The sequence below is a fragment of the Streptomyces sp. ITFR-21 genome (genome assembly GCF_031844685.1).
GTDB lineage: Bacteria > Actinomycetota > Actinomycetes > Streptomycetales > Streptomycetaceae > Actinacidiphila.
Window position 1 is genome coordinate 4555991 of record NZ_CP134605.1, and the last position, 25931, is coordinate 4581921.

28 protein-coding genes are annotated in these 25931 nt (G+C 64.6%); 1 reads left to right on the forward strand and 27 read right to left on the reverse strand.

What is annotated here, in order from left to right; all coding sequences use genetic code 11:
- Positions 1–5 precede the first annotated feature (5 nt).
- The 27 genes from RLT57_RS20195 to RLT57_RS20325 all read right to left on the reverse strand — a co-directional run bounded on the left by RLT57_RS20195 (position 6) and on the right by RLT57_RS20325 (position 24786).
- Positions 6–980, reverse strand: a complete 975-nt coding sequence (locus RLT57_RS20195; RefSeq protein WP_311298804.1) for a phage baseplate assembly protein V — start codon at positions 978–980, stop codon at positions 6–8.
- On the reverse strand, positions 977–2176 hold the full coding sequence (locus RLT57_RS20200; protein WP_311298805.1) for a contractile injection system protein, VgrG/Pvc8 family: 1200 nt from the start codon (positions 2174–2176) through the stop codon (positions 977–979). The genes RLT57_RS20195 and RLT57_RS20200 overlap by 4 nt, the downstream gene beginning before the upstream one ends.
- Positions 2177–2456: 280 nt before the next feature.
- The gene (locus RLT57_RS20205) at positions 2457–3173 is read right to left on the reverse strand and encodes a hypothetical protein (protein ID WP_311298806.1); all 717 of its coding nucleotides are present in this window, start codon (positions 3171–3173) and stop codon (positions 2457–2459) included.
- Positions 3173–6133, reverse strand: coding sequence for a C40 family peptidase (locus RLT57_RS20210; RefSeq protein WP_311298807.1), 2961 nt, complete (start codon positions 6131–6133; stop codon positions 3173–3175). Before RLT57_RS20210 ends, RLT57_RS20205 begins: the two co-directional genes overlap by 1 nt.
- A gap of 142 nt (positions 6134–6275) precedes the next feature.
- The gene (locus RLT57_RS20215) at positions 6276–7133 is read right to left on the reverse strand and encodes a hypothetical protein (RefSeq protein WP_311298808.1); all 858 of its coding nucleotides are present in this window, start codon (positions 7131–7133) and stop codon (positions 6276–6278) included.
- Between the two features lie 29 nt (positions 7134–7162).
- Positions 7163–7747, reverse strand: a complete 585-nt coding sequence (locus RLT57_RS20220) for a phage tail protein (RefSeq protein WP_311298809.1) — start codon at positions 7745–7747, stop codon at positions 7163–7165.
- 77 nt (positions 7748–7824) lie between these two features.
- Positions 7825–9819, reverse strand: coding sequence for a fibronectin type III domain-containing protein (locus tag RLT57_RS20225; protein WP_311298810.1), 1995 nt, complete (start codon positions 9817–9819; stop codon positions 7825–7827).
- The gene (locus RLT57_RS20230) at positions 9819–10775 is read right to left on the reverse strand and encodes an Ig domain-containing protein (protein WP_311298811.1); all 957 of its coding nucleotides are present in this window, start codon (positions 10773–10775) and stop codon (positions 9819–9821) included. The genes RLT57_RS20225 and RLT57_RS20230 overlap by 1 nt, the downstream gene beginning before the upstream one ends.
- A gap of 88 nt (positions 10776–10863) precedes the next feature.
- Positions 10864–10998: a hypothetical protein gene (locus tag RLT57_RS20235; protein WP_311298812.1), complete on the reverse strand. Its 135-nt coding sequence runs from the start codon at positions 10996–10998 to the stop codon at positions 10864–10866.
- 6 nt (positions 10999–11004) lie between these two features.
- Entirely contained in the window at positions 11005–11235 is a 231-nt protein-coding gene (locus tag RLT57_RS20240) for a hypothetical protein (protein WP_311298813.1), read from the reverse strand.
- A gap of 83 nt (positions 11236–11318) precedes the next feature.
- A complete protein-coding gene (locus RLT57_RS20245; RefSeq protein ID WP_311298814.1) occupies positions 11319–12026 on the reverse strand; it encodes a hypothetical protein in 708 nt (235 codons plus the stop codon).
- 71 nt (positions 12027–12097) lie between these two features.
- Positions 12098–13390: a hypothetical protein gene (locus RLT57_RS20250; protein WP_311298815.1), complete on the reverse strand. Its 1293-nt coding sequence runs from the start codon at positions 13388–13390 to the stop codon at positions 12098–12100.
- Positions 13391–13394: 4 nt separating this feature from the next.
- Positions 13395–13571 carry a hypothetical protein gene (locus tag RLT57_RS20255; RefSeq protein ID WP_311298816.1) on the reverse strand — a complete coding sequence of 59 codons (177 nt, stop codon included), beginning with the start codon at positions 13569–13571 and terminating at the stop codon, positions 13395–13397.
- Positions 13572–13606: 35 nt separating this feature from the next.
- Positions 13607–14719, reverse strand: a complete 1113-nt coding sequence (locus tag RLT57_RS20260; RefSeq protein WP_311298817.1) for a hypothetical protein — start codon at positions 14717–14719, stop codon at positions 13607–13609.
- Between the two features lie 9 nt (positions 14720–14728).
- Positions 14729–15412 carry a hypothetical protein gene (locus tag RLT57_RS20265; protein WP_311298818.1) on the reverse strand — a complete coding sequence of 228 codons (684 nt, stop codon included), beginning with the start codon at positions 15410–15412 and terminating at the stop codon, positions 14729–14731.
- Positions 15396–15974 (reverse strand): hypothetical protein, encoded by a 579-nt coding sequence (locus tag RLT57_RS20270; RefSeq protein ID WP_311298819.1) that lies wholly within the window; start codon positions 15972–15974, stop codon positions 15396–15398. The genes RLT57_RS20265 and RLT57_RS20270 overlap by 17 nt, the downstream gene beginning before the upstream one ends.
- Before the next feature lie 5 nt (positions 15975–15979).
- Entirely contained in the window at positions 15980–16822 is an 843-nt protein-coding gene (locus tag RLT57_RS20275; protein WP_311298820.1) for a hypothetical protein, read from the reverse strand.
- A 2-nt stretch (positions 16823–16824) separates the two neighbouring features.
- A complete protein-coding gene (locus RLT57_RS20280) occupies positions 16825–17316 on the reverse strand; it encodes a phage tail fiber protein (protein WP_311298821.1) in 492 nt (163 codons plus the stop codon).
- Positions 17316–17600 (reverse strand): hypothetical protein, encoded by a 285-nt coding sequence (locus RLT57_RS20285; protein ID WP_311298822.1) that lies wholly within the window; start codon positions 17598–17600, stop codon positions 17316–17318. Before RLT57_RS20285 ends, RLT57_RS20280 begins: the two co-directional genes overlap by 1 nt.
- 112 nt (positions 17601–17712) lie before the next feature.
- Entirely contained in the window at positions 17713–18105 is a 393-nt protein-coding gene (locus RLT57_RS20290) for a hypothetical protein (protein ID WP_311298823.1), read from the reverse strand.
- Between the two features lie 72 nt (positions 18106–18177).
- Positions 18178–19320: a N4-gp56 family major capsid protein gene (locus RLT57_RS20295; RefSeq protein ID WP_311298824.1), complete on the reverse strand. Its 1143-nt coding sequence runs from the start codon at positions 19318–19320 to the stop codon at positions 18178–18180.
- An 82-nt stretch (positions 19321–19402) separates the two neighbouring features.
- Complete coding sequence (locus tag RLT57_RS20300) at positions 19403–20230, reverse strand: hypothetical protein (RefSeq protein WP_311298825.1); 828 nt, start codon at positions 20228–20230, stop codon at positions 19403–19405.
- A gap of 59 nt (positions 20231–20289) precedes the next feature.
- Entirely contained in the window at positions 20290–21495 is a 1206-nt protein-coding gene (locus RLT57_RS20305; protein WP_311298826.1) for a phage portal protein, read from the reverse strand.
- Positions 21461–21883, reverse strand: a complete 423-nt coding sequence (locus RLT57_RS20310) for a hypothetical protein (RefSeq protein ID WP_311298827.1) — start codon at positions 21881–21883, stop codon at positions 21461–21463. Before RLT57_RS20310 ends, RLT57_RS20305 begins: the two co-directional genes overlap by 35 nt.
- 178 nt (positions 21884–22061) lie before the next feature.
- Positions 22062–22769 carry a hypothetical protein gene (locus RLT57_RS20315; protein ID WP_311298828.1) on the reverse strand — a complete coding sequence of 236 codons (708 nt, stop codon included), beginning with the start codon at positions 22767–22769 and terminating at the stop codon, positions 22062–22064.
- Positions 22769–23164 (reverse strand): hypothetical protein, encoded by a 396-nt coding sequence (locus RLT57_RS20320; protein WP_311298829.1) that lies wholly within the window; start codon positions 23162–23164, stop codon positions 22769–22771. The genes RLT57_RS20315 and RLT57_RS20320 overlap by 1 nt, the downstream gene beginning before the upstream one ends.
- 68 nt (positions 23165–23232) lie before the next feature.
- On the reverse strand, positions 23233–24786 hold the full coding sequence (locus RLT57_RS20325; protein WP_311298830.1) for a terminase large subunit domain-containing protein: 1554 nt from the start codon (positions 24784–24786) through the stop codon (positions 23233–23235).
- Positions 24787–24889: 103 nt separating this feature from the next.
- Here RLT57_RS20325 and RLT57_RS20330 point away from each other — a divergent pair, with 103 nt between their 5' ends.
- Complete coding sequence (locus RLT57_RS20330; RefSeq protein WP_311298831.1) at positions 24890–25909, forward strand: tyrosine-type recombinase/integrase; 1020 nt, start codon at positions 24890–24892, stop codon at positions 25907–25909.
- Positions 25910–25931 lie beyond the last annotated feature (22 nt).

Sequence of the window (25931 nt, forward strand, 5' to 3'; positions counted from 1 at the left end):
TCTCCTCACAGGATGCGGGCGCGAATTCCAGTCAGTGACATGTCGTATGCGGGGGCTGCGCCGCCGGGAAAAAGTGCTTGGAGATCACCGTTGGTTTCCATGGTGATGCGGGCTGCCGGAGTGTCGTGAGGGCCGACCGGTATGACGACGATCCACTTATTGTCGAAAGCGGCCGAGGAGCTTGCGCCTTCGGTGCGGTAGAGGGCGGTCACGGTGTACGTCGTCCCTGGCGTCATTCCCGTGATCTGCCTGGAGTTCGAGGCGGAGACGTTATCGGGGCCCTGGCTTTCCGCTGAGCGGTTGTCGTCTCCGTCGGCGAGGATGGTCGCCCCTTGGAGGACACGAACACCCATCAGACAGCGGCCGGCGTCGGTCGTGTTCTGCATGAAGGCGCCGAACACCACGACGGCTTGGCCCGAGGCCGGGGCGATGAAGCTGACGCTCGGACCGTTGGCGTCGGTCACGTAGGTGGCGCTTGTGGTTGTCGTCGTAGTCCGGTACTCGCCGTAGGTGGTCTTGGAGTTGTAGGCCGTCCTGTACGTCGTGGCGGTGGTGGCTCGGTGGCGCTCGACGGGCCGGGCGGTCGCCGGAAGGCTTGCGAATTTCACAACCACACCGAGTCCGATGGCTGTAGAGGTCTCCACCGAGCCGGACAGCTCAACCATGCCGTCCTGCGTGGTCCGGTAGACCGGTGAGCCGGCGGAAGAGGCAACCCACCCGGGTTCCAGAGCAAGCGGTGTCCAGACCCCGGGAGCTGCCGAACGCATACGCGGCCAGTAGAGGGGGTGGCTTCGGTCTCCGCCGTCGAAGGTGACGAAAACCTGGTCACCCGGGAGGGCCGAGCCGATGCTGGCCGGCTCAGCCCAGCCGCTTACGGCCGTGCCCATGATCTGGGGGATCTGGAGCCGCACCCGCCCCCGGTTCTGGGGGTCCTGGGCGGAGACCACGATGGCGCTGTAGGTGCCGTACAGGGGATTCACGACAGACCTCCCGAATACGCGGCACGCCAGCGTCCGTTGACGAGCACGGTGGGTGCGGCCTTCACCGGTGGCTGCTGCACCTTGAGGTCGAGTCTTCGGGAGTCATTGCGGCCGAGCACGAGAGTGCTGGTGTACGTGGTCTTCTGCGGGTAGAGCAGGTTGACGCTGATCTTGTGGACGGCGGATCGGACCATCCACAGGCCCAGATTGCTCTCCCCGATCGCGTCGCCCTGGAGGTCGACGGTGGAGCCCGGCCGCAGGCGTGGGTCGCCGTCGGTGACGGCTCGGGCCTCTACCCACAGCCAGTCCGATTCCGCCGCAAGCAGGCGGCCTGCCTGGTTGTAGGACGCGGCCGGCCGGTCCCCGTACTGCCGGTCCAGGACGGCAGCCACCTGCTGGCCGTGCAGAGTCGTCCGGCTCTGGGAGTACGACGCCGGTGTCAAGACGCTGCTGGTCCGGTTGTAGGCCACTGTCTGATACCGGGCCCGGACGCCTCCAGCGGGGTCGGTGTCCCCTAGGACGGCGGAGAACTCGCGCAGACTGTCGATGGCTCCAGGTGTCTTGGTCGACCGGAAGGAAGGCACGCTCCCGTCGGATGCCGGCATGACCGTCTCGCGGTCGACGAACCAGAGCACCGTGCCGTCCACGTAGACCCGGTAGCCGATCTGGTCCGAGACGTCGCACAGGAACTGCCAGTCCGACATCGACTGCATCTGCTGGGTGAGGACGGCGCTGGAGCCGTCGACTCGCGGCTGGAGGTTGTATTCAGCGGACACGGTCCGGGCGATGGCGGACGCAGAGGTGTCACGCCAGGTTCGATTGCGGCGGGTCTGCATCAGCATGCTGGTGCCGGTGAGGGTGTAGACCACGGGAATCTGCACCGCGTGCCCGTATCGGGGATCGGTTTCTGACGCGAGCACCCTGGACGACGCGACGTAGCCGTACCAGTCAGCGGAGTCATCGGCCCACCAGCCGAATTGCAGACGCACGGGTGTGTTCTCCGCCCACACGGACCCTGCGGGCGTACGCCACTGCTGAGACGGCAGGGTCGGGTTGTACGTGTGCATCACCGTCAGTTCGGCAACTTGGTGAGCCTGCTCGGCCTGGTACAAGTCGATGCTGCTGATCCACGCCCCCTGCTCCAGAACAGGTTGGGTGGCCGTGAGGTGCGGGCGGTAGAGATTACGCCAGGCCACGGGGCACCATGATCTGGAGGCCGGCCACCGGCTGTGTCCAGTCCAGTACGCGAGGGTTCGCCTCCGCGAACATCCACCACGATGACTCGCTGCTGTAGTACTGGGCCGCTACTGAGTCGACGCGCTCATTCGCACGCCACCGGTAATCAGAGACACGCAGTGACTGGTCAGCGGGCGGGCGAGGCATAATCGCAAGCTGGAGCTGGCCGTTGCGATCCGGGACCAGCGCAGTCTCGTGCCGCTGGTAGCGCGAGGTCCGCGAGATGGCCATGGTTCCTCCTCACACCCACCCGTACGACGACATGAGCGTCATGCTGATATCGACAGCACACCGCACCGGAGTCATACGCTGAGAGAAATGCGTGTAGGTAATTCCGATGTTGTTGACGTAGCCGAAGTACTCCATGCGTGAGAGACTCGGAAGCTTGTCCTTGAAGGAATGGCGGGCCTGACCGAAGCGGCACCAGACGGGGCTCATCTGCATGATTCCGAGAACGTTTCCCGAGGTTGCCTTGTCCGAGCTGTCCGTGGACTGCGCTTGCTGCGGCGTGTTGATCCCGACCAGGTTGTACAGAACGTGAATGTCGGCCATCACGCCATACGTGCCCTCGATCGTGTTGAACTTCGTTGTGTCGGACATTTCATAGGTGCGGTCGAAGAGCAGCGCGAAAGAAAGCGTTCCGCCGGCTGCGACCAGAGGGACGCCAGTGTCCAGATCAGACCGCGTGTAAGCCGGCATGACCTGGTTCGCCGCGTCGGTGCTGTGGCTCACGCTGACTTCGGATGGGTTGTATAGGAAGTTCAGCATGTAGAACCGGTTCGTCTTGGCTGTGCTGCTCTTCGGGAAGGCGGACACCATGTAGCCCCGCATGAGCCCGAAGCTCGACCCCTTTTCCCCGGGGAGATAGGAAGGAATGCTCTGAATCCTGGGGTCGAATTCGTTCTCCCAGATACCGCTCGCCGGCAGATTGACCGGGCCGTCGGACTTTCCTGTCATCACCAACCCCCCATCAGTGACTTGATCCGGTCGTCGGCGGCCACGTAGCTGACGAAGGAAGTCGCGGCGGACTTCGCGCCTTCCGCCGTGGCGGACGGCATCTGCACCACGACTGAGCCCGCGCCGAATGAGAGGGTCACTGCTCCGCCGCCGGCTGAGGTTCCTTGGTTCGAGCTAGGGTTGAGGCCCTGATTGAGGAGGGCCTGGCGCACCGTGTGGGCGGCATTCGCTTCGAGGACCATCTCGCCGCCGTGCAGCCGGGCATCGACTCCCTCGCCCCGCTGGCCGGGCACCTCCCAGGCACCGTCCTTGTACCAGTGCGGATTGTGCGAATTCCAGAACGACAGCGCCTTCGACGGGCTTCCGTAGCGGCCCTTGATGTATTTCAGACCCCACGCGATCTGTAGAGAGGCCGAGTTGCGCCACGCGGAAGTCGCCGTCTCCTTGTGGATATTGGACATGGCCTGCGGAATTCCGTAGGCGTCCGAACTAGGGTTGTCCGCGTGGGTGTTCCAACCGGACTCGCCCATCCACAGCTTGTACAGATCGTCAAATTCGCCTGCGGTCCAGCCGTATTTGGCGGCCATGGTTCGGCCGAGCTTCACGTTCGCGCGGGTGTCGCTGACCGTGTCCTTGCCGCCCGAGCCGGTGGAGGCTTCCTCGTTCTGCGAAGCACTCGGAGTACGGCTGACGCTTTGAAGGCTTCCTCCGCCACCTCCGCCACCTCCGCCGCTCCCGGCCAGGGCAGCCGCCAGGGCGTCGACTTCTTCGACAGATCCGTAGGCTCCCGCGTACGAGGGGCCGCTGCCGCCGCTCTGGCTGGCCGTGGGGTCGTCCTGGGCACCGGACAGACTTGGAGTGGCTTCCATCCCTCCGGACAGCACGCGCCGTGCCCGCTTGAACTTCGAGTACATCGGGCCCTCAACGACGCCCCGGCCGGGGTTGGCGGCCTCGATGACTCGGCCGTTACCGGCGTACATGCCGACATGGGAGAGGTCTTTGTAAAAGACGAGGTCGCCCGGCTTGACGTCGTCGATCGGGACTTCGACGCCCTTTTTGATCTGGTCATAGGTGACGCGCGGCAGACTCACGCCGACCGACCGGTACGCGGCTTGCATCAAGCTTGAGCAGTCCCAGGCGTTCGGCCCGGTGGCGCCCATGACGTACTTGTCACCGACCTGGGCTCGGGCGAAGCTGATGGCGGCAGCGACGCCGCCCCCGGTGACGCCGGCACCGTCGGACTTCTTGGCGCCCGCGCCCCCCTGCTTGGACTCCGGTGTGCCGGAGTCGCCGCCGAAGAGGCCGCCGACCCAGTTCCACGCGTCCTTGGCGTAGGAGGACTGGTCGGTGCCTGCCCCCGAGTCGCCGAAGATGACGTTGGGGCCCATATTCCAGCCCTTGATGAACCCGCTCGTGGCGCCTTTCCCGGAGTCCTTCAGCCGGGACACGGTGCCGCCCACCGGGCCGCCGGCCTTGTACGCGCCGGTCAGCCCGCCGAGCCAGTTCGCGAAGGGCCCCATGGCTTTCTGGAGCAGGGTCTTGATGTCCGCGAGGGTGTCGGCGCTCGCGCGGGCTGCGTCGAGGAAGGATGCGCTGGCAGGCAGGTGCCCTTCCCGGCTCAGGCCCTGGAGGTAGCGCTGCGAGTCCTGGTAGCTACCGCCGATGCTGGGGGCGTAATCCTTGATCGTGTCGCGGGCTTTGTCGCCTGCGCCGGTGCGCTTGCCGGCGTCGTCGATGAGCTGGAGGGCTTTGTCGGAGGAGAGCCCCTTGAGGCCCTGCTTCTCCGGGTTCATCAAGTCGCGTAGCAACTCTGTCTGGTTGCGCATCGCCTCAAGGGATTGGCCCGAAAGCCCGGCGGCTTGGCTCCAGTTCGCCATCGACATCGAAAGCGACCCGCCCTGCATAAGCTGGTCGTGCAGTTGTTTCGATGACAGGGAGCCAAAGCCGCCTGAGTTCACCCGCTGGGCCAGGCTGAGGGCCATGGATGCGGGGGAGTTCTGCACGCCGCCCGCGAAGCGAGTCGGGGCCAGACCGAACATCTGGCTGGCGTAGAACGCCTGGCCGGTGCCGAGTTCCTGCTGCATCTGGGCGGCGCCCTGCATACCGAGACCAGGGGTGATGTAGGCGGCGGAGGAAGCGCGGCTGAGCTGGTTCTGTACCTGGGACGAGGCGCTTTGCAGCGTGATGTCGGTCGAGCCCCCGTAGAGATCCTCATTGGAGGAGGCCCACATGATGGCGCCGCTGGACTTCAGGTTGCGGCCCATGGACTGCGCCCGCCTGCCAGCGGTTCCACTCCAGTTCGGTGCGGCCAGGTCCATGCGGCGCTCGAATTGGCCGAGTTGTTCTTCGAAACCCCCGCTGTAGTACGACCTCGCAGCCCCGACCACGGCGCCGGTGACCTGGCCGGCGAAGGCGACGCGGTTCATCGTCGTCTGCTGTGCTGACTGTCGGCGCAGCCGCTGCATGTCGGCGGTCATCTGTGCCTGGGAGGCGGTGAACTGGGAGTCCCGCAGGTTCCAGTTGTCGCGGGTCTGGCGTTGGGAGCTGACGAAAGAGTCGGCATTGATGTCGAGCTGCATCTGGGATTCGTCGCGGAACCACTGCGGCCTGCGCATGTCGTTGACCTGGCGCGTGCCCACGGCGCGTTGGCGGTCCCAGACGAGCTGCTGCCGGTCCAGGTCGTCTTGCATCCGCTGGCGCGCGACCTGGTGCGCGCTTTGCCCCTGGACGTACTGCTGCTGGAGGCGGCCGAGTTGGTTGTCCTGCCGCGTCTGGCCGCCCATGGGTCCGTAGGCGGTCATGCCGAGGGTGCCGAGGCCGGCCTGGCTGGCGAAGCGGTTCGTGAACGTGGTGAAGGCCCGTGTCAGCGCGTCGAGCTGCTGGCCAAGGTTGTTGGTGCCGAGGAGCCGGCCGGTGCCGGGATTGGGGGGCGGGGTTCCCGGTGGTGTCGGAGTGGCCACTTACGCCCTCCTTTCTACGTCCCAGGCGGCTCGGCGAATCCAGTGGCGCCGCTCACGAATGGATAGCTTCTTCAGTTCCGACAAGGGCCAGTACGGATGGATCTGGGAGAGGATCTCGATCTCGTGGAATGCGCGGGCGTAGTCACATTCCGCGAAATAGGACGGCCAGTGAGATTGGCAGAGGGACCTCCGTTCCGCACGTGTCGTGCACGAAGGAGAAATCTCCGTATCGGGGGCCAGGCTGAGTTTTGGCCAGGAACTTCAAGATGGTCTGCCGGTCGTCCATGAAGAGACTGGTTGCCGGGGGGCGTCGAGTCGACGAACCGTCGGCGTGCTGGATACGCAGCACGCAGCGGCCGAGGATCTCACTGTCCTGCTTGGCTTCGTTACCGTCCTTTACTGCGAACACGGCGGCCTGGTCGTCGCCGTTGGGAAGCCGCACAACAGCCGTGGCCCCTCGGCGCAGGGGTACCTCGAACTCGGTCCGTTCCGGATCGGCGAGGTGGGTGAAGGGGATCGCGTTCAGGGGCACCGTGAGGTCGATGAGTTCCTTGCAGTAGGGACAGGGGAGTTCTTCGAATACGAGGTCGTTTCCGAAGGTGGCTCGCCGGACCGCCATCACGAGGAACTCCCTGTCCCCGATGAGGAGTTCAGCGGCCAGCTTGCGGCTCATGGATTCATCGCCGACGGTTCGTACGCCGCGCAGCAGCAGCGTCTCGAAGACCTTGTAAGAGCTGCTGCCGGCAGCGGCGATGGCTTCCTCGTCGGCCCCAGTGAGTTCCTTGACCTCGGCTTCGCGGTACCAGGAGCCTTCTCGGCAGATTCCGCGCTCCAGGGTGACGCGGTTGTTTCCGGGATCGTCGATGACGGGTTCTCCGGAGTTGCGGTCGTCCCGAAGGACTGCCTGAGTGGCGGCTGTAGCTTCCTCTGGCGTCTCCAGGCCCTTGAGGGTCTCGTCGCCGAAAGAGTCGAAGTCGGGGAGCACAATGGGTTCGGGCATGATCGTGTCTTCCTTTGATTCGTCCCGGATTAAGGCAGGGAAATTCCGCTGCCAGGTCCGTACTTGTTTGCGATCTTGAAGTCCCAGCCTTCGTGGGCAAGGGTGATTTGCTGCAATTCCACACCATTTGCCCCGCTGTCCAGATCGCCGAATGCGATGCTGGTCGGCCAGCAGTTGTAGACGCGCCAGCCAGCCTTGTACGTGACGTTCTGAGTCGTCACCGGATGGTCGAGCAGGAAAATGTCCATGGTCGCGCGGAAGTTGTACGACCCGTCGTTTCCTCCGGTGCCCTGCATGACGCGGAAAAGCTTGGTCAGCCATGCGTAGATGTCGCTGTCGCCGCAGATCAGTCCTCGGGAAAGCGTGATGGGTGCGAAGTCGGACTGACCCGGCATCTTCTGGGTCGTCGTGTTCATCCCGCCCTGCCGATAAACCACTACGTCAGTGGTGATCGACAGGCCGGAGACGCTCATGAACCCGAGCTGGTTGGTACGCTTCGAAGAGTCCAGCGTGGAACCCGCGAGGTGAATCATCACCTGGAACTTGAAATTCCTGAGCGGGTCCGTCTGGAGCTGCGCGAGCGACGGCTTCTGGGTGGTGGTTGTGGCTCCCACGAGTCACCTCTCATTCCCGGTCTGATAGCCGCCGAGATGAATGGGAACGAGAGGCGGTAGGGCTGACATGGCCTCGATCAGGCCGTGCCCTCCACGGACGTGGTCGTGGTCGAGATGCCGCCCTGGTACTGCGAGATCTCGATGACGATGAACTCAGCAGGCGACGCGAGAGCGACACCGACCTGGATGTGGATTTCACCATTCGATACGGTCTGTGGAGTGTTATTGGTCTCGTCGCACACCACGAAGAAAGCCTGATCTGGGACGCTTGACTGAAGCTGATCCGCTTGCGTGAGCGTCATGAGCTGCTGCGTGACGAGAGCATTGAGGGTCTGCCACAGTTCTGGCCCGTTCGGTTCGAAAACCGCGAAACGTGTGACTTCCTCCAGCAGGTTTTCCAGGTACGTGAGCATCCGGCGAACGGAGATGTACCTGTCGGGCATTCCCTGCTTGAGTGTGCGGGCGCCCATAATGCAGTAACCGGCTTGTGGCACTGGGCGGATGACGTTGCACCCGATCTGATTGAGCGCGTCGAGCTGATCGAGAGTGAATGTGTTCTCCACGCCGACCGTGCCTACCAGACCGTAGGCGACGCCTGCCGGGCTGCGATTCGGCCCGACCGCTGCGTCTGCCTGCGCGAACTGCCCCATCACCGCTCCCGCAGGCGGCAACATCCGCGTGGAGGAGACCGAGGCGCCGGCAGGGTCCGCCACCTGAATCCACGGGCCGTAGAAGGCGGCGTACGAGGACTGAGGCGAATACCCGCCGATCGTCGAGGAGTACTTGTTGGCGGCCACGTCGGGTGCGGTGGGCGCCGGCTGGCGGGGCGCGTCGAGGATGAGGAATGCTCCTCGGCGCTGTTCGACCCAGGACAGGACGCTGTTGATCTGCGTCTGCGGGGGGATGTGGTCGGTCAGCGATGTGTTCCCGCACAGGTTGAGCAGCAGCACGTCGGAGATGCTCCCGAACTGTGCCGCTAGCTGTTCGGCAAGGTTGACCGCCAGGACGCCGTCGGCTCCGTTCTCCAGGGGAGCGTCAGAGACGTAGTCCGGCTGCCAGCTCGCATCCGGAACCGGGCTCGTTCCCGGCGTTGTGGACGTCGGGGGGAGCATGTTCTCCACGCTGATGTACGTCGATCCGCCGAAGGCGGAGTTGACCAGGCCGACGATGTAGCGCGGGTCGCCCGGGTTGAGTGAGACGTCCTGCCAAGTCTCGACAAGGGAGGACTGAGCGGTGGAGCCGTACTTGACGAAGAGGTGGAACCGGCCAGTGGTCCAGGAGGACACGGTGCTGATGAAGACCTGGTTGCCGTAGGCACCCCGCCCTCGCGCAGTGATCTGGAGTGCGTCCACGGCGGTGTAGCCGGCCGCCGTGTCGAAAGTCGCGGCCGTCGTCATCGGGTCGCCGGCGGTAGCCCCCTTGTACGGGGTGATCTGCACCGAGTACGTGGTGTCCGGGGCCAGTTCGGTGAACGCGGCGGTGGGCTTGCCGCCGCTCGGCTGCGCCACCCATACCGTCTGGGAAAAGCCCCCGTCGTCCGGTCGCGTGACGACGACCTGGTAGGCGTCCACCGAGGCCGCCGGCGTGATGGCGTCCCACTCGATCTGGAAGGCGGTCTGCTCGGGGTTGGCGGTGACTGCTCCCGAAGGCGCCGAGAGGGTCACGTTCGTCACCTTCGACGACGGCTTGGTGCCGGAGCCGCTGGGCGCGGTTCCGTCGGGCGTCGCGACGATGGTCTCCGGAGGGGGCAGAGGCTGGTTCTTGATCACCAGACGCGCGGAGACGGAGTCCGTCGGAGTGGCACGGAGAATCCATGCCTGCTGACCGCCGTTGGCGAAGTACTCGAATACCTGGAAGGGCAGGTAGTTCAGCCCGTTGCCGAATCCTCCGTACAGGCTCCGGAACTGCTCCCACGAGGTGACCTTCACCGGGTTGGACGGGCCCGCGTCGTGAGTGCCCACGAACGTGGCCACGGCGAGCCCCGGGGGCGTGATCGGCTGCGGCAGGGGGTTGAGCGACTCGGAGATGTACACACCCGGGCGCTTGTAGGGGAAGGTCGTGGGGGTGGTCATCAGCAGCTCCCAGGAGGTGCGGGCGAGACAGTGAGCGTCAGAGCGGCCGTGGTGACCTGCGGGGAGTCGTCGGAATCGCTTGCGGCGACGAGGAACTCCCCCGGTTCTCCGGCAGTGGGTGTGTGCGGGGTGCCGAACAGGGCGCCGCTGTGGGAGAGCGCGAGGCCGGCGGGGAGGCGAGAGCCCTCGGGGAGGGACCAGCGCGTCTCGCCGTAGCCACCAGCGGCGACCAGCTCCTGGCGGTAGGGCCGGCCGGCAGTCGCATTCGGCAGCGCCGTGGTGGTGATGGACAGCGCGGTCTTCGTGACGGCGTAGGTAGGGTCGAGGGGGTGGTCGGTGCCCGCGTCCCACGCCTGCTTGTCGAGGAAGTCGATGAGTACGCGCTGAGCCGGTGTCAGTTCGCGGATCTCGCTGAGGAAGATCTCGCTGGAGACGCGCAGTGCCCAGCTCGCGCAGAAGAGGCGTTTTCCTTGCTCGTCCTTGGACTCGCTGTAATCCGGGCCGCCCAGCAGGTCGAGCCGCCGCACAGTGCCGTCTTCTCCGACGGGTAGATATCCGAATCGGGCCGGTAGGAAATCGAACTGCATGAGGCTGCCGGTCAGCTCGATGATGTGTAGCTCTTTGCGCGCGTACACGTCGAGCTGGTAGTCGATGTTCAGCGGGACAGGCATCTGCGCGATGTACGGCGACTGCGTCGGGTCCGACATGTCAGCCCACGGGGCGTAGCCCTCGGGGGCGTAGTGCAGGTTGACCGTGCCCCGGCTCTCGCGCTCCTCGTCCCGTGAAATGCGGGTATGGGAGATCAACGCCAATGGGTAGGTGGCGTCGGCGAGTTCGTACTCAGGATTGCGGTATCGGACGGTTATACGGCGCCCCGGACCGGAGGTGGAGTCATGCACCATCAGGCCCTGGAACTTCAGCTTCAGGGCCTTGTCTTCGTTCAGAAGAAAGGGCACGGATCACTCCGGTATGGGCGTTTGTGGATCGCCCCACCAGAATGCTTGCGGCTATTTGGGAGCCGTTAATTCAGAACTGTGCCCCAGGTCAGAAGATGCCGGTGATCTTCAGGACGATGATGATGAGGAGCACGACCAGTACGAGGCCGAAGATCTGCGCGACAGTCATGGCGCTTTCCCTTCCTGACGGATGGGCCTGCCGGCGATGGAGCGACAGGCCCATGCGGTGTTACTGCTCGGCCGGGCCGTCCTGGTGGTCATCTCCGCGCGACTCCTGGCCCATCTCCGGGGCGAATGCGCCGTCGGCGGCGTAGTAGTAGCCAGCGGCTCGCGCGTCCGCCTCCAGCATGAGGTGGGTGCCTTCCTGGACTGTCTGCTGCGACGGGTCGTCCAGTTCGAAAGGGCCGGCCTTGATTGCCTTGTCGTACGACTCGTCGGAGACGGTGACGTAGGTAGCCATGGGGATTTTCCTCCTGGGGGCAGGGGTGCGTGCGGTGAATCTGGGCCTGAGCGTGGCACGCGTTTTTTGTCCCGGGTTAATCGCTAGAACACCCCGGTCCAGACATTGTTGGCGTCGGGTGTGTATCCCGAGAGCGTGATGCTGGTCGGAAGAGAGGTGTTACCGGCGGCGGCGCTTCGGCAGAACCTGTAGTTGCTTGCAGTCAGGTTGGCGTTTCCGGGAGTGAAGTTCGCGCCGTACGTGGACCCGCATGCGAAGGTGGGCGGGGTCGTTCCGTTCACGACCAGGGCGACGAAGTATTTGCCGGCGGCAGCCGAAAATGCAGAGGAGAGGGACATGGCCTTCTGGCCGGCACTTGCCCAGGCGGTCGATTGGTCCGCTGTGAGTGCGAGGCGGGTACCTGTCGAGCTGTACAGACCAGCCAGGCACTGGTTTGCCGTGAGTGTGGCGCCGGCAGTTCCGAGCACGACGGAAATCTTGCTGATGGTCGCCGGGTTGCGGAGGAGGATCTGCACCAGGTAGATGTAGCCGGCTGTCAAAGAAGTGCCAGCACTACTACAGCAGGCCGGGTCGAAAGCCCATGATATGAGGCCGTGGTCGACGGCCGTCCACGCGTTTCCAAATGCGGTGACGGTGGTGTACGAGGAACTGAGGTCCGGAATCTGGCTGGCGGGTACCTTTCCGCCGGAGTCCAGGCCAGCCACTCCGTTCGCAGCTCCGACGGCGGACGTGGTGACGACATTCCCGCCGCTCGTGGGCACTGTCTGCTGGGCAAGCTGCCGGCCGGCCATCAGACGGCTTCTTCAGGGGTGAGGAGCATTTCCGGGCCTTTCTTGCCGTGAGCACGCCGGCGGTTCGTGGTTCAGAACCAGGCAGTCTCGGACCACGCCTTGACGGTTTTTGCAGTCCAGGTGGTTCCGTTCCAGACCTTCAAGGTCTTCGGCGCCCACGCCGTTCCGTTCCACACCCTGACCACGGTGGTCGGAATCGTGTTGACGTTGTCCACCTCCGCAGGAGTGGTGTTACTGCCGGTGTCGGCGTACCCCTCGAAATTCGTGCGTAGATTTCCGAATTTCAGCCACTGCGGGGTAGCTGCACTACGCCGGGTGGTCCAGGACTTGGCGTCTGGGCTGGTCTCCCAAAAGAAGGTGCCGCTTGCCTCGCGGAAACGTACCCACCGGTGAGCCGTGGAGTCATAGGTGAGAATGGTGGGCGTTGAAACGTCAGCGGCACCGACGCAGTTCTCGAAAATGAGGCTCGCCGTGTCGAGGCTGTAGCGAATACGGACAAAGGTGCCGTTGTCCGTCGGTCCGAGAACAAGTGCCGAGAAACCCGTGTTAGTGCCGCCCGTCGGCATCACGACCAGCTCAGCAAAATGTGCTGAACCGGTGATCTCGTAGCCGGTGTCCGCTGTCGCCATCAGCCCCGGGTACTGGTCGTTCGCGGGGATGGTGGCGCGGTTGGCTGCCTGATCCCAGGAGGTCCCGCCCCAGTAGACGAATCGGGACCCGATGCCGCTGGTGAACTTGTCGACGATGTCGGCAGTGGGCGCGCTGAACAGGGCGTCGGCACCGGAGAACTCGACCCATCCTGGATTCGACGCCACTGCCGTATTTCCGGTGACCAGGTCGGTGACGCCAGCGCCGCCGTAATAGAGGATGCCGGTCTCCGACGTCGCGGAGGTGTTCTGTGCCTGGTAGCCGAACTCGACCACGATCCGATCTCCGGCCTGGACGTTGACGCTGGTGATCGCCGTCCCTGCGGTCCCGCCGCCGGCGGCCGTCGTGGGGAATGGGGTCGAGCCGGTGTAGTTGCTCAGGAGCGTGCCGCGCACGGTGTCGGTGTCTCCGGCCGTCACGAACATGTGAGCGCGAACGACCATGGCCGCGTTGGAGTCCGACTGCGAGCGGCCGGTGATCCAGGCGACGGTGCCGGAGAGCGTTCCGGCTTTCCGGGCCGCCGGGCTGATCCACCGGCCGAGCAGGACGTTGGTCGTCGTCGCCGAGGTCTCCGCCATGCCGACGCTGGTGGAGGCGCCTGCGGGCTGGCGCGCGAGGAGGCCGGCGGTGGTCGAGGAGCTGTCGGTCCAGGTGCCCCGTCGGGTGGCCGGCGTGTACGGGGCGGTGGAGGGCGTCAGCCAGAAGCGCGTCGCCATGGCGTCAGTTCGTGTCGATCCACACGTCACCCAGAGAGGGCGATGTGGGAGCGGTCGTGCCGACGGTGATCTTCGGGGTGGGGATCTGCGCCTGGGGGACTCTCCCGCCAGCGTCCAGGCCGGCCACGCCGTTTGCTGTACCGATCGCGCTGGTGGTCACCAGGTTGCTGTTCGTGCTCACGGGTACTGTCTGCGGCGCGAGCTGCCGGCCGGCCATCAGCCCACCACCGTGATGCGGAAGGTGTCAGCCGCGTAGCTGGCCGCTGTCGTCACGCTGACGGTGTTGGCGTCGACCACGACGAACCGTGCCGCGACCAGCTCGCCGCTGCTGATCTCGCGCAGGGACGGTTCGAGGATGTCCAGAGTGTTGAGGTTGTGGGCGATGTTCAGCGAGGTACCGCCCGTGAGGGCACCGACGTTCGCCGTGTACTTCCCGACCGTGCCGAGCGCGGATCGGGCGCCGGCCGCCGTGGTTGCGCCGGTGCCGCCCTTCGCGACCGAGACGAGACCGACGGTCAGGCCGGTCGCGCTCTTCGAGAGCGTGGCGTCGGCCAGCTCCAAGGAGAACACCGTGCCGGACAGCTCGATGCCGTTGCCGTCGGCGGTGTACGTCTGACCGCCGGTGGAGAACTTGACCCAGGTCTGTGTCCAGGCGCCGGGAGCACCGGAGGGGGTGGCGGTCTGGATGTACTGGCTGCCGGCGTCCGTGCCTTCGGCCACTGCCACCATCGTGCCGTCGAGGATTTCTCCCGTGGCGTCGGCGTCCACCCGGCGAGTGGCGGCCCCACCGGTGGCGCTGTAGGTGTAGATGCCGTTCTGGGTGCCGGTGGTCTGTGAAGCGGCCAGGAAGGAGTCGCCGTTGGCCAGGGTGATGCCGCTCATGGCAGCCGGCAGCGACGAGAGGTTCACGTTCGCGGTCGACACCACGCGGACGGGGTCCTTCACACCGGCGATTCCGGCCCTGGCGTTGTCGACGTACTGCTTGGTGGCCAGGTCCGAGGCCGCTGTCGGGTCGGCGCCATTCGTGGCGCGCTGCCCGTTAAGAGAGATCGCAGCATTCGGTGCGGCAAACTCGTCGAGCCGGTATCCCTTCACCGTGGGCGCAAGGTCCGAGATGGTGCTGGCCGGCTGCGTGCCGGTGTGGTCCGCCCGGTCAAGTGCGTTCTTCCAGGCCGTCACATTCCAGAACCGCACGACGTGGTTGACGGAGTCCGTCCAAAGCTGCCCTTCGACCGGCGCAGCGGGTGGCGACGAGGAAGTCTCCGGGACGAGTCCGCGAACGGGCAATTTGTTCAGCTTCAGGGAATCGCGGAAATCAGTAACTGCCATCGGGTACTCCTAGCTCAGAATCGCCGATCCGGTCTCCGCGAAGGCGAATTGGACGGTCACGGTGGTGGGAGAGGGGGTGTCGACGAGACCGCCGATTTCCCGGCCGCTGGTGTCGTAGGTCCGCACGGCCGGTGGATAGGGAAAGGTGTGCGGGATCGTCCACAGGGCGCTGGCGGCGCTCTGCGTCCAAGCGATCGGCCGGGGCGCCACCCGCTCCTCCAGGGCCTCCAGTTCGGCTCGGGAGACCTCGCCCGGCAGGCCGGGGGGCCCCTGTGCGCCCGTTGGGCCGACGACGGGCAGATAGCGGCCGGTGTAGGGCGAGACAGGCGCGAGGTCTGCCAGGTCGACAGGACCGCCGCCGGGGCGCTCGGGCAGCATGATGTGGTACTGCCTGATCTGCGCGCCCTTGAGCTTCTCAGTCACCAGGTAGGTCCAGCCCCGGGGCGATATGCCGGGGGCGTCCGTCGCGATCAGGTTCACCTCGAAGCAGCCCTGGTCGGACTTCGCGATCTCCACCGAGGCCACTGTGTTCGCGATCGTGTCGGCGTCCGGCATCGTCAGGACCGAGGGAGGGGCGAAGGTGAGGGTGCCGGTGAGGGGGGTTCCGTCGGGGGCGATGAAGCGTCCGGTGAGATGCACGGACGGGACTCCGGCCGGCAGATCGTAGACGAGTGATTCAGGCGTAAGGGTCATCGGAGCCGCCCTCCTCTGGCATTTGCGGTTCCGGGTTGCGGCTGAAGTCCCGCAGATACGGGGAGAATTGCGGGTCATTGACCAGTTCGTCGTCGCGGATCTGCTCGGCGTCGATGCTGACGATGATGTCCCGCCGACGGATCTGACCTCGGATATCGACGTGCTTTACCGAGAACAGGATGTTGTCGTAGGCGATCCGGTCGCGCTGGTACGCCCCGTGCCGAATATTGATGTCGGTCAGGCCGGTCTTGGCGAGCTGGTCGAACTCGGCAGTCACATGCAGCGAATCGACGATGTAGAGGCCACTGTCGCGAGGCTCGGTATTCCCGGTCTCCGAGTGGTCAACGTGAAGGGCCGGAAGCTGCCACAGCCCGTAGAACCGCTTGCCGCTGCCGGTCGCCTCGTCGTAAACCGGGTGTATCTCCGAGTCGCCGTACTGCCACCGGAAATAGGTGATCGAATCACCTGTGGTCCGCTGCCACCCTCGGAGTCCTCGGTGAATCAGGGACGTCTCGGTGTTGACATTCCACCGGCCCTTTTTCCAGTCCAGTCGTCCGCGCATTCCAGTCACCCCCACAGCCCGGGGTAGGTGGGGGACGGCACGCCCGACTCGTCCTCGTACTCCTCGCCGTCGATGGGCGGAAGCAGCCGCTGAGGCATGGAGTTGTCGTCGTACTCACGCTCGACGAAAATCGGTACCAGGCGGTTCGTGGTCCGGGAGACCCGGCGTGCGGTGAACATCTCGATCCGGCCCAGGCCGACGTTGAGCTGCTGGGCGAGCTGGTTGTACCGGCCCTGGAGCCCGGAGCTGGCGTCACCGATGTGCTGCATGAGCTGCCGGTAGCGCTGGGTGCGCGGGACGAAGGTTCCCTCGGCCGTCGAGATGTCGATGTCCGTGGCGGCGTCGGTGGCTAGGGTCCACAAGCATTGGATTGCCGCCAGGTAGGCGACCAGCGGCTCCTCGACGGCCGGCAGATTATCCAGCGTGACCGGCTCGTGGTCGTAGCGGATGAAGCCGTGCGCATCCCGGTATCGGGTCGTCAGGCTGCGGCCGTAGGCGTGCTGTTGCATCGCGTCGCTGACGTACGTCTCCAGGTCCGCGTCGCTGAAGAGTCCACCGGCCGTGCCCCGGACGATCAGCGTCTGGCCGTGGTGGAGAGGGGAGTAGACCGGGTTGATCAGGATGATGCGGCCCTCGTTGGGATCGAGGACGTAGTCGCTGTCCGCGATCAAGTCGACCGTGGCCGGCGGGGAGACAGTGCTGATCTTCGCCGTGACCTCGTTGAGCCCGGTCTCGGAAAGGTCGTAGGACGCCAGCTCTTCGGCGCCCAGGAACGTGTCGAGAAAGGGGCTCTCGAAGTCGCCGATCTCGTTCCGGATGCGCCGGATGATCCCCGCCGTGTCGGCCATGGTCAGCTCACCGCCAGCGTCATCGACAGAGATCCGGCCGCGAGCTGGAGGGCTTGGTTCTGGGAGGTGGTGATGGGTGTGGCGAGGTTCCAGGCCATCAGGCACAGCCCGCTGGGCTGGCCGGCCGAGCTGGTCATTCGGGTCACCAGCGCCGCGCCGGTCACCGGGGCCGCGAGCCCGGTGGGGTCGGAGAAAGGACCGAACTGCACCAGGTCCGACGTCGTCGCCGTCCGGTTGCCGGTCGCCGCAGCCGACCACGGAATGGGCTGCCGGGCATACCCGGTGCCGGCCGCTTCGATGCCGAGCAGGGTGGCCATGTCCGTCTGGGTGTCGGTGACGGCCTGCGTCAGGAGCATCAGGTAGGTGGCCTTCGGCAGAGGATCTCCGGCCTGCGTCTTGGCCAGCCACTCCGCTTCCAGCGCCGTCGACCGGCCGGCGAGATGGTCCAGGGCGGAGATAGCCCCTTGCGCAGCGATAAATCCCGAGGCGGCCATCAGCCCGCCCCGCCCGCCTGCTGAGCCAGAAGGTCCGCGTACTCGGGCGGCTCCTCGCCCTCGGCGACCAACTCGACGAACTGGCTCATGGGGAAGGAGATGTGGTGGACCGCGAGCCGCCCCGGCAGAGCGCTGTCCAGCCACATGCACAGCACCGATTCCTCGGAGCTGTAGCCGACGCCGTAGGTCGCTGGCTCGACGACCTCCAGGACGTAGAGCTGCCGAGGATTGTCGCGATGCTCGGCGCCGGACGGACTGACGTAGTGGAAACTCTTCGTCAGCATTCCGACTCCGTCGCCGTGGTCGGAAAGCAGGCAGTACCACGCTCCTTTCTCAGGGGAGGTACCGGTTTCCTTGAGACTGCTGGGCGCCGCCATCAGGAGCACTCCTCTTCCGTCAGAGCCACTGCCACACGTAGCCGAGCCGGTCCAGGTGCTGCGCCACGTGCAGTGGCACTGTGTACACCTGGCCCTCCTTGAAATCGAAGTCCGTTCCCTGTCCGATCGTGACCTTTTCGAGGTCGCAGGCAATTCGGATATTCACGGTCGTTGGAGGAATATCTACAGGGCCCTCCTCCGCGGCCTCCTCAGAGACGGTCTGGATTGTGCGGCCCTTCTCGTCGAGGGCAATCGGCTCGTCGAGGCCAGCCTTCTGCTGCGCCTGGAACATGGCGATCTCGTCCTTGCGCTTCGCCAGCTCCTCAGCGTGCAGTTCGGCCAGAATTGTCTTCTGGTTCCCGGTGTGGTCACGGGGGTTTCGCTTCGTGCGCGGATTTGTGGGCACGATCATTCTCCTAGCGAATCGAGTACTGAGTTCGGGACGGCGACGGACGTGATGCCACCGCCCCCTTACGCGAGTGGATCAGTTCGTGGCGCACTGGACGACGGCGTAGTCCGTGATGAGTCCGAGTCCCCAAATCGAGTACCAGGCCAGTGCGTGCTCACGGCCGAAGTCCAGAACACCGCCGTCGCGCAGCTCCACCGGCAGAGAGATTGCGTGGCCAGCCGCGTTGTCCCCGATGACCAGGGCACGGTAGATGGGATTCGACGGGGCGTTCGGATTCGACGGCTGGGCATTCACGGCCGGAATGGCGGGCGTTGATCCGGATGCGCTCCGGGCGGGCTGACCGCCCCAGCTCTGGGCGGTTCCCTGCGGGATGTTCGTCCCGAGCTGCGGAGTCGCGGGCGGCGTGGTGTTGCCCTGGAATACCTGTGTGGTCTCCACGAAGACCACGTCATTGAGGCGCCCGATTTCCCCCAGCATGAAATTTCCGGGCGCCGCGTACTGGGTGACGTGGATGAATTCGGGGTCGTCACGCAGTCGCCGGGACTGATGAGGATGGATGAATGCCACGTACGTTTCGCCGAGACGTGGGACATTGCGGCTGCTGAGCGTCTCGACTGCGTCTTTCACGAGCGCAGCCGTGAAGTAGAAACCCCCGTTGGTGGTCAGGGTTGCTTCGGAATCCGCGAACATCCCCCGGTCGTAGGGAGAAAGCGGAGTGCGCGGTGCGCCGGCCGACCAGGTGGCCATCTTGTCGTATCCGTAGAGGACCGACGGGGCGCCGAGAAGGGTATCGCGGCACATGGAGTCGAGGTATGTCGCCATGTTGCGTCCGAGAAGACGGGCGCCGCTCGCCATGACGTCATCGAAAGACGCGTTGAGCAAAAGCTCCGTGACCGCGATGGCGAATCCGTGTTCCGCGACGGTGATGGTGATCTGCTCAGCGGAAAGCGCGTGCGTCTCCATGCGGACGCCTTCTACGAGCTGCTGGGCGCCGTCGAGGCTGCGGTATCGCATGAACGATACGGAAAGGCCCGGAGCGGTCCCAAGCTCTGTTTTCTTCACAAAAAACTGTTCGAAGCGAAGCACCGGCATCGCCTGAAACAGAATTTCCTTCGACCAGACATGCTGAATTGCTGGTGTGAGCATGCTGGAGTTCGCCGCCTGATAGGCGGTCGGGGTGGGGGAGAGAACCGGAGTTCCCGTGATTCCGCTTGCCACGATGTACCTCTCATCCCGTCAGGGCCCCGCCGAGATGAGTGGGAATGAGAGGCGGTCTGTCTGGTTTTCTTGGTGGTCGCGGTCAGTCGAACATGCCGCGATTGTTGCTCTGGTTGGCCGCTGCTCCGAGAAGCTGCGACCGGTACTTCGCGAATTCGCTCATCGGCATGTTCTTGATGTCCTCGGCCGAAAGAGTCCGCGTGCCGGCCTCACCATCGGTGGGACCGTTGCCGGTGTAGCCAGTGGCGGCCACGCCCCGCATCTGCGACCGGGCGGCCTCCTGTGCCGACTGGACCGACTGGAAGATCTGGGAGGTCTTGTTCTTGAGCAGCTCGATCGACGCGTCCACCTCCTCCTGCGAGTTGCCGGCGATGAGGTCGACGAGTTCGGGAGCGATGTGGTCGCGTTCGGCGCCCGCCCGCTCCTGAATGTAGGCACGGAGAGCGTTGTACTCCGACTCCTTCGCGAGGGCCGCCCGCTCCTGCTCGCGCTCCTTCTGGAGTTCCGCGAACTTGCGCTCCCACTCTGAAGACCGCTCCTCCAGAAGGCGCTTCGCACTCATCTCGGATTCGGCCTTGGTCTTGGCCGCGTCCTGTTCGGCCTGCTGGCGCTGGGCCTCTTCGGCTTCCCGGGCCTGGCGGTCCTCGCGGAGCCGCTTCAGCTCCGCCTCCAGGGCCTCGCTGCGCTCGTCGACCTTGGTCAGGCGCGAGTACAGCTTGTCCTTCTCCTCCTGGCGGACGCGCTCCAGGTCGGCTGCTGTGAAGCGGGTTTCCTGCCCGGCGGACTGCGGCTTGGCCGGCTCCTGGACGGTAACCGTCCCCTCGGGGGTGACGGCGGTACCTGTCGCGGGGCCGCCCGGCGTGCCGGGGGTCGTCTCCTGCGGACCGTTGGGTGCGGGGTTTGGTGCCACGGTGGTTCACTCCAGGCTGGTGAAGCCGCCTGAACGAGTAGGAATGATTGGCGGGCAGTTCAGTCGTTTTCCGGGTTCCGTCGCTGGGCCAATTTGGTGCCCTTCGACAGCGTCACGAGTTCACTCAAAACCGATTCGGTGTCCTTGCCTTGACCCACTCCCGGTACTCCGGGAAGCGGGCCAGCGCTTGTCGCTCCTGCGTTTCCGGACCCCGAGGAGCCAGAAGCGGCAGGTGCAGGAGGCGGGCTTTCCACACCTTCCGGCGGCAATCCCGTCTTGCGCAAGATAGCTGAGGCGATTTGCGCCTTGATATATTCGAGCGCGCCGTCTTCCTTAGCCTCGGTCAGCCGCTCGTCGAAGATCTCCTGCATCTTTTCGCCGGGGAAGGTCTCCCCGAGGTCTCGTAGTGCACCGCGCTTCGATTCCAGACCCAATGCGAGCTTGGCTTGGACCTCATTGAGCTTGACCAGAACATCGACTGGGAGCGGAGGCGGCCAGTCGACTGTGGTGTTGTAGACCCCGAGGTCGCGGGGGTCGATCACGAGCGGCTGGTCGTCGGACACGCGGATGCCCTGGGTGTTCGGGTCGTAGACACGGCACTCGGGCTCGTACAGGAAGAGAGTGCGCAGGACGAGTTCGTTAATACGGCGCAGCCCGTGGGTGTAATTCGTCTGCTTGAGGCTGTAGCGCTGCATAAGCGGGAAGAACTGAATACTCAGGGCCACCCCGCTCGTGTTCGAGATCGCCTGGGCCTGGCCGAGTGCGGTCTCGGGAACACCAGTCAACTCGTGCATGGCCCGCTTGATCAGCTCCAGGTAAGCGAGAGGGCCGTTCAGGTCGACCCCGTTTTCCAGGTTGAAAACGTTCGCGTCCTTGGGCAACCCACCCCAAATTTTGCGGGCACCCTTTTCCAGATGGCTTGCCTTCGCACCGGTGATGATGGTGACGGGAGCCGCGTGGTAGTTGACGATGTCGCTGATCTCCGTGCACTTCTCGTTGTACTCACGATTCAGCGGGATCAGGTCAACGATGTCTGAGAGGCCCCACGGCGAACCGGATATCTCGATGTTCCTGATATGCACGATGGGGATGGTGCCGAGCGGATTCTCCCTGGCGTCGAGAAGCTCGTCGTTTACGTACTCCTCGATGTATTCATCCGTGATGATCTCGGTGTACGTGTAGACGGCGCGCGTGCCCTCCAGGGAAGTACCCCAAAACTTGTATTTGATCTTAAACCGGAGGAGTCGATAATCGGTCCCGGTCATGTGGGTGATATTCCGGAAAACACTGTGCAGCGTTTAGCGGAAGAATCCTCACGCGACCGGGATGCTCGTTTCCTGCCGAGTCGTACCAAGCGGGTTCGTATGCGACTTTGACGAAGCAGTCTCCTGCGACGGAGCCGTTCTCCCCCATCTGCCAGAGCGTGGACTTCTTGTCGTTGTCCACGGTCCATACCCGGTCCAGCAGGGCCGGGACGATGTGCTCGTAACGCTTCTCCGACTGGAAGTGGACGCCCCTGCCGAAGGTGAAGTTCGTGATGTACCGGCTCAACGCGCCCGTGTAGTTGATAGTGATGTTGGGCTCGCCGGCTTCGCGCTTGTACGCCCAGTGGTAGCCGAGGTACCAAGCCCAGTGATTCGAGTACCGCGTCAAGCGGGGGCCGTGGACGTCATAATTCGAACTCCTCGTCCGCCAACTCGACGAGGCCGAGCGGAGAGACACTGATGGAGAGGTCGCTGGCTGCGGCTCGCATGCTGGGGGATGCAAAGGCGATCGACATGGGCATCACCTCCTTTCCGAATGTGCGATGGACGCTCTGCGTTGTCCGGGATCAGATAAGTGCCAGTTGAGGCACCGTGGGCCCGGTCCAGGGCAGAGCCATCAGGTACATGCGCGGACTGAGTTCCTGTGTCTGGATCGCCTTCGAGGACGCGGCGGCGCCGTAGATATCGAGGGAGATTCCGACCCGCACGCTCTTGCCAGCCTCGACGGTCTCGATGAAATGGAGGTGCATGGTCTGGTCGGTTCCGTTGGCGATGAACTGATTGCGGTCCACGTAGGTGGTGGCGCCGTCGGCACGGAGCTGAATACGGGCGCGCACTGCGGCGGCGGTGGTGTCCGTCCAGCCGACCGAGATGGTGGAGTGCGCGATCAGAAGCCTTCGCTCCGTGAAGGTGGGCACCTGGTACGAGTGGACGAGCGTCGGCGTCTTGACGTTGCCGGCCAGGGAGAAGAGGGCCGTCCGCGACGTCGCCACAGCCCACGGGGCGGCGCTGAGAGCCGTGATCTGCCCCTGCATCGTGGTGATCGCGGACTGCTGTGAGGACTGGGTGCTGTTCAGCGATCCAATGGAAGCCGACGCCTCGATCAGGGAGGGGCTGAGCGGCCCCGTGGGCGCCGTAGCCCCACCGATCACGTTCTTGAGAAGCGTGTCGATGGGGTCGGCGACAGCCGCCAGGTCCACCGGGATATCCGGCGTCTTGCCCTCGGTGGGAATGGGGATCTTCCCCCATGGCGTGCTCTGGCCGGGATTTGTCATCAGTCGACCCGAGCGTAATTCCGACGCTGGCTGTGGCCTTCGCCACGGTTCACCTGCGAGTAGGACTGGGCGGGCTCGGAAGCGCCCTGCGCCATTTCCTGGATGAAGGTCGGGGCCTCCGGCCAGCTCGCGGACCCGACGTGCGCACGCTCGCGCATCGTCTCCTCCGGCGACTTCTCGAAAACGTTCATGTTGTGATTCATTCGGCCGGCGGGGGTCTGGTACCCCTGCATGACTCCCTTGCCGAACTCGTTCGGGATATCCGTGTCGGTCGAAACCCCTTCCTGGAAACGGAGGGGGCCGCGCCGCGCGGTGTTCTCTGCGTGCTTCGTCTCGTAGAAGCGGTCTGCGGACTCCTGGAATGCGGGGTCCGGGGCAAGCGGGCTGTTCGCCATGGTGTGCCTCCCGGCGATGAGACGTCTCACCAGGACGCTACGGGCGTGTTTTTGTGACCCGATAATTGCTACCAGGGGGCGTTGTGCATTTCGACCTCGGGCATGGTGAGGTCCGCCGTCAAGTACAGGGCGTTGGAGAGTGAGTCAACGTAGTCGTCGTGGGCTGCATCCACTTCGGGGGCGGCGACGATGATGTGGGGCCCCTGATAGTTCAACTCGGCGTCTTCCATCTGCTGCCTGAAATTGCGCCAGTTCTTGGTGGCCCGTGTCTTGGCGTGTGCCGGCCACACGACCAAGCCCTTGGACATGAGGTCCATCATGTGAGCCCAGCGCCTGGTCTGACTGGTTCTGTCGCTCTTGAGGTCCAGGATCTGGGCGTATGGCATCAGGACGCGCAGCCGGCTCGCAACGACGTCACCGAGACCGCCGGAGTCGATCCCGATAGCGAATACGCTGTAGTGATTCAGGAACTCCACGATCCTGTAGTACTGGGTCTCCCAGTCCATGCCCTGAAGGTCCAGCCAGTTCAGCACGCGGTGCTCGAAGTTCCCGTACTCGTCCGGGTAATCCCAGTTGACCCAGCAGACCGTGACAATGGTGGAGTCCGTTTTCCGGGCAGGGTCGATGCCGACAACGACAGGGGAGCGATGCCATTCCTGGACCGCACGCATGGACGTGTCACCGAGGGCGTCGAAACGGTCGCTCGTGACGAGCATGCCCTTGTCAAGGAGCCAGACCAGCCGGTAAGAAAGTTTGAATTCGTCGGACTCTTCGCCGAGCCGGTCCATCTCGCTCTGCACGAACTTCTTGTAACGCGGGACATGCTTCGCAACCGTCTTCCAGTCGACCTGGAAGTGATCCTGTCTGCGGCCCTTCCTGGTGGCATTCCGGCGGTTCTTCTGGATCTGCTCGTAGAACCCCGACTTCGTGTAGGTGGGGGTCCCCGTCATCACCATCAGGCCGGCGGTGCTGGCAAGCATCGGTCCGATGCTTTTGTTGAGCACCTTTTCGTCGGCGGCCTGGGCTTCATCAATGACGACGAGGTGGTATGTCTGGCCCTCGATCATGGCCTTCGGGTGTGCCGTTTGTTTCCGGATCAGGCTGCCGCAGCGCTTGAGGTGCAGAACCTTTCCGCGCGCCACCAGCTTCTCGTCGATCTCTGGATCGGCGAGTATGTCTGCCGCTCTTTCGGAGGTCAGCCGGCCGACGATACGAGAGAAGAGCGTCTCGCTCATTTCGTCGGTGGGAGCAAAGACGCCGACCCACAGTCCCTCGCGGAATTTTCCCAACAGGTCGGGAAAGACCTGCGCAAGCCTCGGCAGCATGATGGCCGCACCGGAAATGACGTCCGCGACGGTTTCCGACTTCCCGCTCTGGCGTGACCACAGCGCGGTCAGCTTCGCGGAGTCCTCAAGGATCAAGGACTCCAAGATGCGTCGGGCGAAAGGGAGTTGGTACGGCCGCAGGGGGTGCCCGCTCAGCTCGTCGATGACGATGATGATCTTGTCGATGATGTCCGAGACGAGCGCCGCGTCGGTGGTGGCGCTATCCGGCACGGCCTCTGGCTCCTCGGGCAGGCCAAGGGTCAGCTCGTGCTCGGTAGCGTCCAGCGGCGTCCCCATCCGCTGAAACTAAAGTCGGACAATATGGGACGAATAATCCTGATCACGCAACAATGCAAGGTAGCTCACTGCTACCTGTGCGTTGTCACGCTAGGGTGCCCTCATGTCTACGATGCCGACCTGGGCCGACCGCGCCCGCCGCGCCAGCACGACTGAGATCGACCTCGCGACCTTCGACGAGCGCTGGGCGAAGACTCACAGCAGCGGCGAGACCTTCCGGAAGTACCGGGGCTACGCCGACCTCTTCATGGAGTGGGCCACCCGCTACACCGACTACTCCGGCATCGACATCCTCAAGGAGGCCGGCCTGCCCGAGCTGGAGGACTACTTCGACTACCTCACCTCGGAGCACTGGGACGGCCACCCCGGGCCATGCGTCAGTGAATGTGGCTCCCTGCCGTACGAAGTGCCGAGCCTCAAGGCGAAGTACGACGCGCTCAGCAGCTATTTCGGGTACGCCATCACCCACCAGCTCCGGGGCACCAACCCCGTCAAGGGCATCAAGCTCGACCCCCGTGCCCGCAAGAAGAGGATGATCCTGCTGCCGTGGGAGATCCACGACATCGTCGCGGCGGCCCGTGAGGAGTCCATCCGGGCGGCGGTCACGACCGGGTTCTTCTTCGGTCCTGGCGTGCGCTGCGAAGAAGTCGAGCGGATCGACGTCGAGAACTTCTACCAGGTCCCCCGGGGGCGCATGCTGCGGTTCCGCCGCAAGGGCAAGAACCGCTGGCAGGACATCGACGTCCCCCGCCCACTGAACCCGCTGATCGACGAACTCCTCGGCGGACGCACCAGCGGCCCCCTCATCATGTCCACGGGTCGGCGCACGCGGAACAAGGACACTGGCGCGCTGGAGCACACCCGCCTGGATTCCTCCGGTCTGTGGCGGATGGTCAAAAAGGCCGGCGAGCGCTGCGGCCTGAATGTCTCGCCCCACGACGGCCGCGCCACGTCTATCACCCTGTCCCTGGTGGACCCTGCGCAGCCGTCCGTCGACCGCGTCATGACCTTCTACGACCACCACGACCTGGCCGTGACCCTCGGCTACCGAAATGCCGCTCGGCTGCCGTCCGGCTTCCACCGGAATCCGTACGGCATCGACTGGAGGACACAGGCGCCGTAACTGAATATCACCGAGAAACCCT